The organism is Tannerella forsythia (assembly GCF_001006485.1).
Taxonomy (GTDB): Bacteria; Bacteroidota; Bacteroidia; order Bacteroidales; family Tannerellaceae; genus Tannerella; species Tannerella forsythia.
Genome location: NZ_JUET01000030.1, coordinates 11,740 through 24,280, shown reverse-complemented (window position 1 = coordinate 24,280; position 12,541 = coordinate 11,740). Strand labels below are relative to the sequence as shown.

The 12,541-nt window shown below is 49.1% G+C and carries 8 protein-coding genes and 1 tRNA gene; 1 reads left to right on the top strand and 8 read right to left on the bottom strand.

Annotation, left to right across the window (positions count from 1 at the left end):
- Positions 1-2 precede the first annotated feature (2 nt).
- The 7 genes from Tanf_RS01160 to dacB form a co-directional block, all read right to left on the bottom strand.
- Positions 3-1,043 carry a Gfo/Idh/MocA family protein gene (locus Tanf_RS01160; RefSeq protein ID WP_046824638.1) on the bottom strand — a complete coding sequence of 347 codons (1,041 nt, stop codon included), beginning with the start codon at positions 1,041-1,043 and terminating at the stop codon, positions 3-5.
- A 254-nt stretch (positions 1,044-1,297) separates the two neighbouring features.
- Entirely contained in the window at positions 1,298-2,554 is a 1,257-nt protein-coding gene (locus tag Tanf_RS01155; protein WP_046824596.1) for an SO_0444 family Cu/Zn efflux transporter, read from the bottom strand.
- Between the two features lie 38 nt (positions 2,555-2,592).
- Complete coding sequence (locus tag Tanf_RS01150) at positions 2,593-4,191, bottom strand: S41 family peptidase (protein WP_046824595.1); 1,599 nt, start codon at positions 4,189-4,191, stop codon at positions 2,593-2,595.
- Positions 4,188-4,667, bottom strand: a complete 480-nt coding sequence (gene coaD / locus Tanf_RS01145) for a pantetheine-phosphate adenylyltransferase (RefSeq protein WP_014224496.1) — start codon at positions 4,665-4,667, stop codon at positions 4,188-4,190. The genes Tanf_RS01150 and coaD overlap by 4 nt, the downstream gene beginning before the upstream one ends.
- 10 nt (positions 4,668-4,677) lie before the next feature.
- Complete coding sequence (locus tag Tanf_RS01140) at positions 4,678-6,543, bottom strand: DNA topoisomerase IV subunit B (RefSeq protein WP_046824594.1); 1,866 nt, start codon at positions 6,541-6,543, stop codon at positions 4,678-4,680.
- A gap of 3 nt (positions 6,544-6,546) precedes the next feature.
- The gene (locus Tanf_RS01135; RefSeq protein WP_046824593.1) at positions 6,547-7,677 is read right to left on the bottom strand and encodes a hypothetical protein; all 1,131 of its coding nucleotides are present in this window, start codon (positions 7,675-7,677) and stop codon (positions 6,547-6,549) included.
- 79 nt (positions 7,678-7,756) lie between these two features.
- Complete coding sequence (gene dacB / locus Tanf_RS01130; RefSeq protein ID WP_014224499.1) at positions 7,757-9,220, bottom strand: D-alanyl-D-alanine carboxypeptidase/D-alanyl-D-alanine endopeptidase; 1,464 nt, start codon at positions 9,218-9,220, stop codon at positions 7,757-7,759.
- Positions 9,221-9,373: 153 nt separating this feature from the next.
- Here dacB and Tanf_RS01125 point away from each other — a divergent pair.
- Positions 9,374-9,446, top strand: a tRNA-Lys gene (locus Tanf_RS01125).
- Between the two features lie 199 nt (positions 9,447-9,645).
- Here the strand turns inward: Tanf_RS01125 and Tanf_RS01120 are convergent.
- Complete coding sequence (locus tag Tanf_RS01120; RefSeq protein ID WP_052448955.1) at positions 9,646-12,405, bottom strand: transglutaminase family protein; 2,760 nt, start codon at positions 12,403-12,405, stop codon at positions 9,646-9,648.
- Between the last annotated feature and the right edge of the window lie 136 nt (positions 12,406-12,541).

Below are 12,541 nucleotides of genomic sequence, written 5' to 3'. Positions count from 1 at the left end.
ATTTAATCATTTTTTGTCCGGATATTTTTCAACGCATAAATCCGCTCGATGATATCGACGACTTTCATGCCTTCAAGTACATTCGTCGTTATCGTATCGGAGGTGTTACCGGAAAGCACATTCACCACGTTGCGGATCACGAGGTGATGGTTCTGTGCCGAGCCTTTGTAGGCGCCGTAGTCGTTGCCCGGATTCGTAGGCGGCAGGACAGGCATCTCGTAGTCCCGGATATGGCAATACTCGACTTCGTTCATATACTGTCCGCCAATTTTCACACTTCCGTTTTCCGCCACAATCAGCATACTGCTTTCGAGGTTTTTATCCCAAACGGCAGTCGAGTAGTTCAACGAGCCCATACCTCCTCCGTTCGTAAAACGGAAGTGAACGACGCCCGAGTCTTCGAACGCGGTTGTGTCATGGTGATTGAAATCGTCGAATCGCGCCTGTATGTCGGTAATGTCACCGAAAAGCCAGTACATCACGTCAATAAAATGCGAGAATTGTGTAAAGAGTGTGCCGCCGTCCAAGTCGGCCGTTCCGTGCCACCCGCCGAGTTTGTAATAACGTTCATCGCGATTCCAGTAACAATTGAGCTGCACCATGTAAATCTGTCCCAGACGTCCCGACTCAATTATCTCTTTGATCCAGACCGAAGGCGGAGAATAGCGGTTTTGCATCACACAGAAGACTTGTCGATGGTGTTTCAGACCGGTGTAGATGACCTTCTCGGCATCGGCTACAGAGAGCGCCATCGGCTTTTCGATGACCACGTGACAGCCTGCTTCCATCGCCCGGATAGCCATCGAGGCATGCAGACCGTTCGGCACACAGATATTTAATACGTCGAACGGAATACCGCTTTCTAATAAAGCATCCAAACTGCGGAAAAAAGGTACTTTATATGCCTCGATACCCAATACGAGTTCGGGTCGGATATCGCAGAGGGCCACCAGCTCCGCTCCCTCTTCACGGGCGATCATTTCCGCGTGGCGTTTGCCGATATGTCCGCAACCCACCACGGCAAAACGAACCTGTTTGATCATCTTTTTTGTTGTCTTCTCCATACAACAAGTCCACGTCACTCCCATCGTGCGGGGCGACCTAAAAAGCGTTGCAAAGATACAAAACTTATTCTATACAACGTGTCGTAAAAGTATTTATTGCAAGCGGCATCCGTGCCCGGAAAAGTATGCTTTCTCTTCGCCCGACAGGCGCTTATATATGATACGTTGCGCCTGTTCTTTCTCCGGGTCACGACGAGACGGGCGGGCGGCGCCTCTGTTCCATCCGTTCTGCCTTATGCTTTTCCGCCGTACCCGAAGCCGAGATCGTCGATCACCGCCTTGACTTCGGCTTCCGTAGCGGTGCCTTCAACAAAAGCCGTCCCACTGTTCAAATCAACGCTTACGGAAGTGACGCCCGCCAACTTGCCAAGGCCTTTCTCCACACTTTCTTTGCAATGGTTGCAACTCATGCCGGTAATTTTATATTTTGCTGTCATATCGTTTATTTGTACAGGTTTTTGTTTGTATTTCAAGAAAAAAGCATAAACAAGCAGTAGCACAAGCAGGATGCTGCACGAGGTCTTGAACCAGGGTGTATCCGGCTGGCAACAGGCCGCAGCCGTGACGGTGAGCGGAGCCGCAAACCATTCGGCAGGCAGTAGATAATCGATTACCAGCCCGAAGCCGACTGCACCGATCATGATGGCTGCAAGATAAGTGATAAGGGTCTTTGCGCCCATCACTTTGCGTATAACGAGAATAGCCGCCATGTTCGTGGCCGGCCCCGCCATCAGCAGGACGAGCGCCGCACCGGGCGACATGCCTTTCAGCATCAGTGCCGCAGCAATCGGGATAGACCCCGTGGCACAAAGATACATGGGGACAGAAAAGAGTAGTACGAGTAACATGTTCTTTATCGGGGTGTCAGCGTACTGCTCGAAAAAGGTTGTAGGCACGAAGACAGTAATCAGTCCCGCAATCACCAACCCGATCACTAACCATTTGCCAATATCTTGAAGCATTTCCACATATCCGTAGCGCAGCGCTTCAATCAGACGGTTGGATCGTCTCGGACGGGAGGAATTGTTATTGTTGGAGCATCCGGTCTCACATGGAGAAGGAGATGATCCGTTCGATTCTTTCTCACTGCCGGCGGCGAAGCGGTTCACCGCCATTCCGCCAACAAACGCGGTCACTAACGCCACGAACGGACGGATGACAGCAAACGGAAGTCCCAGAAGCGAATAAGTCGCCATGATGGAGTCGACCCCTGTTTGTGGCGTAGCGATCAGAAAGGAGGCGGTTGCTCCCTTACTTGCCCCTTCGTTGCGTAACGACATGGCTGTGGGTATCACTCCGCAGGAACACAGAGGCAATGGAATACCGAATAAGGCCGCCCACAGTACCGACCGGAAATCATTCTGCGAAAGATAGCGCATGTAAATTCCCCGCGGTACATACACGTGCAGCAGTCCCGCAAAGAGGAAGCCCAGCAACAGGTAGGGCGACATCTCATTCAACAGGCTGATAAATGCATTCCATGATTCCATAAGATAATTTCTTTTATTAACCGATCATTCCCTTCATGTCATTGACTTTGTCCGAGCACCTTGCGATAGACAGCCTCGTCGTTGATGATACGCAGGGCTTCTTTCAGGCTTTCGTTGTCGTCGTTGATCGTTTGAAAGTATTCGTTCATATTGAACAAGTCGCGTGCGATAAGCGCCTTAAGTTGAAGCGAAATCAGCGGCTTGGACCGATGATATTGCTCCTCGTTAAATTCGATCTTCTCGTCGGCCGCAAGTTTCTGAAGCTCTTGAAGCATTTCATCCGTCACTTCAAACTTCGCCCTGTATGTTTTGAATGCCGGATATTTCCTGCTCAGTTCCTTGCGATTCCTGTCGAGATAATTCATCGCTACGCGGTTGACGATTCCCATCCCGGCTACTTTCCGGTGATAGTCGGTGTAACGCGTCGAATCGAAAGGAATAAAAATATCGGGCATGATTCCGCCGCCCCCATAGACCGTGCGTTTATTCAACAAGGTATTGAATCTCAAGGAATCGGGAAAATGAATACTGTCGGCATTCATCAGTTCGCCCCGATTATACCGTTCGATCAGATCACGATTATATTCTTTGGCCTGACCGTTCTTATAAGGTTTTTGAATATATCGTCCCGAAGGCGTGTAATAACGTGCGACAGTGAGGCGGATCATCGATCCGTCGGGCATGGGGATCGGTTTTTGTACAAGTCCCTTGCCGAACGTGCGGCGTCCGAGAATGATGCCTCTGTCCCAATCCTGCACGGCCCCGGAGACGATCTCACTCGCCGAAGCCGATGACTCGTCGACCATGATGATCAGCCGTCCGTTCTCAAATCCTCCTTTTTCGGTAGCGTCGGCCTCCTCGCGTGGCTGTCTGTTCCCTTTTGTATAGACGATCAGCCTGTCTTTTCCGAGAAATTCGTCGGCTAAGGCACACGCCACATGGAGATAGCCTCCGCCGTTGCCCTGCAAGTCCAGAATCAGATGTTTCATACCCTGTTTGCGGAGCTTGTCGAGCGCTTGGTTAAATTCTTCGTTCGAAGAGGCGGCGAAACGATTCAAGCGGATGTATCCGGTCGTTGCATCGGCCATATAAGCAGCGTCTAAACTGTAAACGGGTATTTTGCCACGGATAATCTTAAATTCGAGCAATTCGTTGGAGGTACCGCGTTTCACTTTCACACGCACTTCGGTACCTTTCGGGCCTTTCAGCCGTTTCATGATGTCGCTCGTTTTCATCTTCACACCGGCAATCAGCGAATCGTCTACCATGATGATCCGGTCACCGGCCATCAGTCCTACTTTTTCCGAAGGACCTCCGGAGATGACCTGAATCACGTAGAGCGTGTCGGTAAGCATATTGAACTGGATACCGATGCCGTCGAAGTTACTGTCCAACGGCTCCGTCAGCTCTTTCGTTTCCTCCGGATCCGAATAGTCGGAGTGAGGGTCTAACTTTTCAAGCATCCCGACGATTGCATCTTCTACCAGCTTCTTTTCGTCCGTCTTATCCACGTATAAGTTGCTGATGGCATACAATGCCATGGAGAGCTTCCGGGCTTCCATGTCGGATCGCTGCTGCGCATGAGCCGATGAATAAAGCAATATGCAGACTATAAGGATCGATAAAATTCTGTTCATGATTTTTGTTGTTTTAATGTGTGTTGAACTTCTTGAGGAACAAAACGGGAGATATCTTTGCCATATTGTAACAGCTCGCGCACGATACTGGAACTGATATGTGTATATTCGGGCTCAGTAAAAAGAATGAACGTTTCGATACCGGTGAGTTCACGGTTGACATCCGCCATATACTTCTCGTACTCAAAATCGTTTACGGTGCGGATACCGCGCAGAATAAACCGGGCATCTATGCGTTTCGCAAAATCGACGGTCAACGAGTCATACAACATGACTTTAACGCGAGGATCGCTGCGATAGAGTTGTTCAATGGATGCCACTCGCTCCTCTAATGAGAAATATGTTTTTTTGGCCGAATTGATTCCGATGGAAATGACGATTTCGTCGACTAACGTTAATGCACGATCGACCAACGACTGATGGCCGATCGTGAAAGGATCGAAAGTTCCCGGGAAAATAGCTCTTCTTTTTTCCATGTGTCTGCATTCAGGCGGTGAGGTCTTCCTCTACCACAAGATTGTCTATAATAAAATTTTGTCTCTCCATCGTATTCTTTCCCATGTAAAATTCGAGCAGTTCCTTGATCGCGTCTTCCTTTTTGATGGAAACAGGATCCAAGCGCATCTCTTTCCCGATAAAATGTTTGAATTCGTCGGGAGAAATTTCACCTAATCCTTTGAAGCGCGTAATCTCCGGATTCTTTCCCAATTCATGAATTGCCGCGTTTTTCTCTTCCTCGTTGTAGCAATAGATGGTTTTCTGTTTGTTACGGACGCGGAAGAGCGGGGTTTGAAGGATAAATACATGCTTTTGTTTCACCAAGTCGGGGAAGAACTGGAGAAAGAACGTGATCAGCAAGAGCCGGATATGCATGCCGTCCACATCGGCATCCGTGGCAATGATGACCCGGTTATAGCGCAATCCGTCCAGCCCGTCTTCAATGTTCAAGGCGGCTTGCAGCAGGTTGAATTCTTCATTCTCATACACGACTTTTTTAGTCAGACCGAAGCAGTTCAGCGGTTTTCCACGCAGACTGAATACGGCCTGTAAGTTCGGATCACGGCTTTTCGTGATCGAACCGCTGGCCGAGTCGCCCTCAGTAATGAAGATACTGCTCTCGGTCTTGTTATCGCTCTTCCCGTCATTGAGGTGGATACGGCAATCGCGCAGCTTACGGTTGTGAAGGTTCACCTTCTTAGCCCGCTCCCGTGCTAATTTTGCCACTCCGGCGATGGCCTTCCGCTCCTTTTCAGATTCCTGTATCTTTTTATAGAGCGCATCGGCTGTTTCCGGATTCTTGTGAAGGTAATTGTCGACCTCCTTCTTTATAAAATCGCCGATAAATTTGGCCACCGACAGATTGCCTTTCGGACTCATGTTTCGCGAGCCTAACTTGATCTTTGTTTGCGATTCGAACTCCGGCTCCTCTACTCCTATATATATAGCGGCTACAAGTCCGCTACGGATATCGGCCACTTCGAGGTTCTTATTGTAAAACTCCTTCACCGTACGTGCAAAAGACTCTTTGAATGCGGCCTGATGCGTGCCTCCCTGCGAAGTGTACTGTCCGTTGACGAACGAATAATAATCATCGCGCGACTGGTTGACATGCGTAAAGGCAATCTCTATATCGTTCGCTTTGAGATGTACGATAGGGTAAAGAATCTCGTCGGTGATGTTTTCATTGAGCAAATCTTCAAGACCTTTTTCCGAAATATATTTTTCTCCATTGTAATAAATGGACAGTCCTGAGTTCAGGTAGCAATAGTTGCGAATCAACGTCTCTACAAACTCGTGACGGTATGCGTAATTTTCGAAAATGGAAGGGTCGGGCGTGAACCGGATAAGAGTCCCGTTTCTCTCTTTCGTCTCAACAGCCTCAGCGTCGCAGACAAGTTTTCCACGCTGAAACTCAACCTTTTTTTCTACCTGATCACGATACGATACGACGGTAAAATCGGTAGACAGCGCATTGACCGCCTTGATACCGACTCCGTTCAGACCGATGGACTTCTTGAATGCCTCGGAGCCAAACTTACCGCTGGTATGAAGCGTCGAGACGGTTTTCGCCAGATTACCTTGCGGAATGCCGCGTCCGTAGTCACGTACCGATACATGCCCTTCGTCGATCGTAAGATCGATCCGGGTGCCGGCTTTCATACGGAACTCATCGATTGAGTTGTCGATGACCTCTTTCAGAAGGACGTAGATGCCATCGTGCCGATCTTCGCCGCCGTGCGTATTGCCAATATACATACCGGGACGCTTGCGAACGGCGTCAAGTCCTTCGAGCGTGACAATATCTTTATCTTCGTAAACCGTCGTTTGCGAAAGGTTTGCGTATTCGTTCATAAATCAAATCAGTTTTTTGATAAAGACCCTTCGTGTTTTATGATGCTCACGTTTAAAATAATCCCACTGCGCCTGTACGGCCGTATTTGTCTCCAACTCGATGTTGCTCTCCGCGTACTCCGCTCCCAGCTTGATATATTCGGGGATAAGGTCGCAGAAAAGAAGTGCATTCACGCCTTTGTTCTGATATTCGGGAAGTATACCCATCAGATACAGATCGACAATCTTCGTTTTCGAGTGCATTGCTTTGAGCAGTGGAATGAAACCGAACGGGAAGAGTCGCCCTTTGGCCTTTTGCAAGGCATGCGAAAGGCTGGGGAGCGAGATACCGAAGCCGACTACCGCATCGTCTTCTTCGCGCACAATCAACGTGATCAGGTTAAGACGCAACATCGGAATATATATCCTTACATAGTAATCAATCTGCTTCGGGGTCAGTTCGGCAAACCCGTAGAGCGGAGCGAACGACGCATTTAGCGTTTCGAAGACTTTGCGCGCATACGGCTGAATGTCTTTTCGTTTTTTGAACTTCAATACTTTGAGGCCGTATTTCTTTTTCACGATTTCGGCGATGCGCAAATGTTTTTCGGGGATCGCGTCCGGGATATAAATTTTAAACTCGTGCCAGTCCTGATCTTTCACGTAGCCCATCCGTTCCATCTGTCGGGGATAATACGGATAGTTGTAGATCGTTGCCATCGTGCCGAGCTGGTCGAACCCTTCGATCAGCATCCCCTCGTGATCCATGTCGGTAAAGCCCATCGGCCCGTGAACAGCTTCCATACCTTTGGCTTGGGCCCATGCCTCTACGGCATGAAACAAGGCATCGACAACTTCCGGATCATCGATAAAGTCGACAAAACCGAAACGTGCATATTTTTGTCCCCAGATCTTGTTGCTGGCATGGACAATCATCCCGGCAATCCGCCCCACGATCTTATCATCCTTATACGCCAAAAAATAAATCGCTTCGCTGTTTTCGAAAGCAGGATTCTTCTCTTTCGATAAGGTAATCATTTCCTCCTCGATAAGTCCGGGAACATGATACGGGTTGTCTTTGTATAAATCGATATTGAACTTGACGAAGTTCTTCAGATCCTTTTTTGTTGTTACTTCTTTAATTGATACACTCATATTCGCAGCTGCTGTAAACGTTCTTCCGTTTTTTTTAAGCGACAAATGTAGTGATTTTAATTCAGACCTGTGTTGTTTTTTAGAAAAGGGAGAGTAGTAACTCCTCGATAGAGGCTTTCATCCGGCGACTTTTTCCGGTGAAATTATTGACTAAGATCACAACGGCATAACGCTTCCCGTCGTGATCGATGTATCCGCCATAACACAGGACACGACTCATGCTGCCGCTTTTCAGTCGCGCTTTTCCTTGCAACGAGCTTCCTTTCATCATGTTTCGCAAGGTACCGTCTATCCCTGCTTGCGGCAACGAATGCACGAAGGCCTCCGATGCTTTCGAACGCATGGCCATGTAAGTATATACGTCGCACAGGAATTCGGCCGTTACTTTGTTGGTAATGGCCAGACCACTCCCGTCGAACATCCGGAGCGAAGAGGTGTCGATCCCTTTTTGCTTCCAATACTGTGTGATGACCTGTGCTCCCCTTCCGAAAGAAGAGATCGCCTCTTTCGAGGAAGGAGCATAACGTAACCCGAGCGTTTTGAACACGGCGTCGGCATACAGGTTATGGCTGACGAAACAAAATATGCGAGTGAGCTCCTTAAGCGGAGGCGAATAAGTTGTGATCAAGGTTTTGCGGGGTGTCTCTTTCCACTGTCCAGCCTGTGAAAGGATGCGATGGCACGAAGGAGCCCCTTTGATGCGGATACCTTCGCGTTGAAGGAACGTATGAACGTAACGGGCTGAAAAAAGCGCAGGGTCGGGAATATCGCCAATCAGTTTGAAGTGAGAGCAGCGCGTAGGGATTGCACCGTAGAGGTATCGCTCATTGGAAAATGGGAATCCGATGATAAAACAGCTGTCGGTAGATGCGGGAAGAGCTTTGAGATAGTTGTGAAACGTGAGAGACGGTATGTCCGGTTCACAGTATTTGATCGCCGGAGTTGTACCGGCCACTCCGCTCTCAAGGTACAGACGGAACTGATTATCGAAGATGTTCAGCCCATAGCTCCCCTGTCCGTATTCACTTCCGAGGTCTTCACGCATCCATTTCATCGATACGCCTTCGGTATCGAAAATGCTTTCGTCCGCAATCAGCGCTCCCGCAACTTCGCGGATGCCGGCCTTGCGGATACCGGCTGCCCAAAGCATCAGCACACTGTCTTTCGGGGTATCAAGTTCAGACGAGTTAAGCGTAGGGTCTCCGCTTCCGCAGAGGTACAAATTACCGTGCAGGATGCCGTCGCGAATTTCTCCGTCGTACGAAACAGACGTCTCGAAGCGAAAGTTTTCACCTAAGATTTCAAGAGCAGCTGCTGCCGTAATGGTCTTCATCACCGAAGCCGGGGTCAACAGACGCTTGCTTTCATACTCGTATATGACGTCACCTTTGCTTACTTCCTTTACCATCAATGCGACGGAAGCTCCTCGAACCATCGGCTTGTCTAAGAAACACTTTAATGGAGCAGGAACGGATTGGGAGAAAATTGTCTGTGTACCGAAGCAGAGACATGCGGCCAAAATGATTTTCCACCGATCAATCATGATATTCCTCATTTTTTATCTATATCTATATATAATATTAGAAGCAAAGATATGAATATGAAAAAAGAAATACGGAAAAATTACGGTATTCGTTGTTTTCTTCAAAAAAAGCATTACCTTTGCACTCGCATTAAAAAAAAGTACTTCAAGTTCGATTCGCTAGCTCAGCAGGTAGAGCACATCCCTTTTAAGGATGGGGTCCTGGGTTCGAGCCCCAGGCGGATCACTCCAAAAAAGGTCTTCATTTCTGAAGACCTTTTCTTTTTTAAACCGGTCATTACTAATGATATTCAGCCTGTTATTTCATGTCTGTAATAAGTCATTCGAGACACCCGGGGGGGGGAGCGTCTCGAATCAATGATCAATTGCGATTCCGTGTACTCGAAGAATGACAATTAACCCTTAATTATCTATCCGAAGGGATTTTACAATTGATGAATCACTTTCATCATCTGTTCGCCCAATCCGATGGTATACCCCTGCGAAACGAATACGACCCGTCCGAAGGTATCGGCAATGATAAAGATCGGGAGGCTGTCGGGATTCGAGAGTTTCATCGCGTCGGTAACCATACGCGAAATCTCGCCGTTCTCATCCGTTCCGAGCGTGATGGTCGAAGGTAATTCGCCGAACTCATTCCGGTCGAAGAGTTTGAAGTTTTGTTCATTTTTGAAAAGCAGGATCATACTGCGATTCCATTGTTCGAAATCGGCCTTGAGTTTCGCAATATCACGCATGGCATGGTTCGTCGGCTCCTGACGTGCACCAAGAATACCGATGACGAAGTAACCGCGTCCCGTGGTGTTGAGGATTGTCGTTTCCTCACCTTTCTCGGTACGATACTTCGCTTCGGCGTTGATGTTTCCGATCACTTGGATGTCGGCATCGTCGTGACGCATCACAAGGTCGACCGTCGTTTTCTTTTCTGCTTCGATAGGAAAGAAGCTCAGACGCGCCAGCACCTTCCCGCTGGCCATACGCGTACCGCTGACAAGTACATAGTTCCCCTCGTCTAATCGCAAGGAACAAGGCGATTGCAGCAGGTCTTTCCATGTATCGCCCGCCCCCATGTCAGCCTCCGTCTCGAAGTTCAGCGTCTGCAACCGGGCATCGTCCTTCAGCCGGGCAATCGTGAAATGACTATAGTACTTCGGATTATCGAGCGCTTTGACCGGTTGATAACCGGCTGAAAGCGCTCCTTGCGGAGCATTCGCCCGACTGGCGGCCGCCTCGAAATCAACGTCGAGCCATCCGCGGCAGTAATATTGGACCTTGCCGGTGACCGATTCGATACGTGCAGGGATGCCCAGACTGCGTGCCACAGCAACGAAAAAGATATTGCGTGAATGTGTATCGGCTATGCGCGCCTTCCAGACACCTATCGGCATTATCGGGATACGTTGCGGATTCAGGTCGTTGCGCACAGTGATATGTTGTTTCACCCATTCGACTAATGCTTGCGGATTCTTGCGTGCCTCGGTTGCTAACGAAGCATCAATTTGCTCGGCGAAAAACTTCTTGTAAGGTGTCAGATACTCATTCCATATACGCGGATTCATAACGAAAAAATAGAAGAGGCTCTCAAGTTCCGAGGGAGCCTTAGAGACGGTCTTCTTTATTTCGTAAAGATTCTCCGGGATCTTCGGTGTATTGTCTAAATGATCGAGCAGGACGTCGGCGGGAGTATCGCGCAAATCTTTCTCGGAAATTCTATACAGCAGGAAGATCGCCTCGATTGGCACGCTTCCGGGTTGGGCTCCGGCCATCTCGGAGTAGAGATCTTTGTGGTTGACCGATTCGCGGAAGAATTTCTCTATTTCTGCATGGTTTCCGCGGCTTTTCCGCATGATTTCCTTCAGTTCGTGATTGGGCACCAACAGTTCTTTTGCCAATGCAACAGCCATCGTGTCCGTAAAGAAAGTTGCGACGTAACGGTTTCGAATCTCGTCTTCCTCGTGCATCCGTCGGGCGTTTTCTTCTTTTTGTTCGTCAGTCACCTCGCTCTCGGCAGCGATCGTACCTTCTACCGGCGGTACGATATCGAGTTCGACAGTTGCCGTGTCGCCCGGTGTTTTATCGAGGGTAATCGTTACCTCATCATCTTTCCCAAACGATACCTTATGATACCCAAACCGTCCGTCTTTCGTAGCCCATACAAGCATATCACCTTTCCCGGCAGCGAGCGAGCACCGGCCTTCATCGTCGGTCTTCTTACGCGCCACGGAATAAAACTCGGCATAGTTATACAACTTGAACTCCACCAGCGCGTCTTCTACCGGTTTGCCTTCGCTGTCCGTCACGGTTACAACGGTCTTGCCGGTCGGTGCATAATGATCGATGACATTGATTTCCGTATAACATGCCGTCTGTTCCATCACCTCTTCCGGACCGTTATACGCTCCGAATGCTTTGGTATGCATCAGCATGCCGCGATACGCCGGAGCGTTGAACCAGCCCAGGTTAAGTACGGGTTCAGGCTCGCAGGCACCCAAAAAATACCACTTGCCGTTGACCCACGCCTCGACCCACGCATGGTTATCGTCGGTATGGGCCCAGCGAGGCGTATACACCTGACGGGCAGGTATGCCGACCGAGCGTAGAGCAGCCACCGTAAACGTCGACTCTTCACCGCAACGGCCATACGCCGTGCGTACCGACGCAAGCGGCGAGCTGGTGCGTGCATCCGACGGCATGTAAACAACTTTCTCATGGCACCAGTGATTGACCTCCAGCACGGCATCGTGCAGCGACAAACCTTTTACACGGTCTTTCAACTCCTCGTAAAACACCATCCGGCTCTCGTCTAAATTCTCGTTATTGACCCGCACGGGAAGCACGAAGTGACGAAAAATCATTTCGGGAATATCTTTGCCCCAAGGCATCTCCTTGCGTGCGGCAAACGACGAACGCACGTTCTTCAGATAAAATTGCCCGTCGTAGTCGGCAATGTCGCCCACCGGCATGTAGGCATACAAGAACTGCATGGCCTCGCGTTCGGGCACAGTCATCTCCGTATCAAAAACGGCAAACAGGGACGAGTCGGCAAATAACTCGGCTTTCGCATCGAAATCTTTCGACACTTGATCTCGGTAAGTAGAATCGGTGATAAAATGTTCGGGCTTCTTGCATCCGAAAGTCACACACATCATCATGATTGCTCCAGCAATAAATCGGTTTGCTTTCATCGTTATTTTTTTAATTTATACTCCGGCAATACCGGCAACGTTATTATTGAATCGGTCAAAGGTACGAATATTTTCAGCATAATGACCATAACATACCGACGATTTGTCCGCTCATCGGCAGAAAGCAGGTCATACC

Excerpts from the sequence above, each read along its gene's own strand:
- coaD (WP_014224496.1), bottom strand. The coding sequence starts at position 4,667 with ATGGAAAAAAGAAGAGCTATTTTCCCGGGAACTTTCGATCCTTTCACG.
- Tanf_RS01155 (WP_046824596.1), bottom strand. The coding sequence starts at position 2,554 with ATGGAATCATGGAATGCATTTATCAGCCTGTTGAATGAGATGTCGCCC.
- Tanf_RS01160 (WP_046824638.1), bottom strand. The coding sequence starts at position 1,043 with ATGATCAAACAGGTTCGTTTTGCCGTGGTGGGTTGCGGACATATCGGC.
- Tanf_RS01140 (WP_046824594.1), bottom strand. The coding sequence starts at position 6,543 with ATGAACGAATACGCAAACCTTTCGCAAACGACGGTTTACGAAGATAAA.
- Tanf_RS01120 (WP_052448955.1), bottom strand. The coding sequence starts at position 12,405 with ATGAAAGCAAACCGATTTATTGCTGGAGCAATCATGATGATGTGTGTG.
- Tanf_RS01150 (WP_046824595.1), bottom strand. The coding sequence starts at position 4,191 with ATGAACAGAATTTTATCGATCCTTATAGTCTGCATATTGCTTTATTCA.
- dacB (WP_014224499.1), bottom strand. The coding sequence starts at position 9,220 with ATGATTGATCGGTGGAAAATCATTTTGGCCGCATGTCTCTGCTTCGGT.
- Tanf_RS01135 (WP_046824593.1), bottom strand. The coding sequence starts at position 7,677 with ATGAGTGTATCAATTAAAGAAGTAACAACAAAAAAGGATCTGAAGAAC.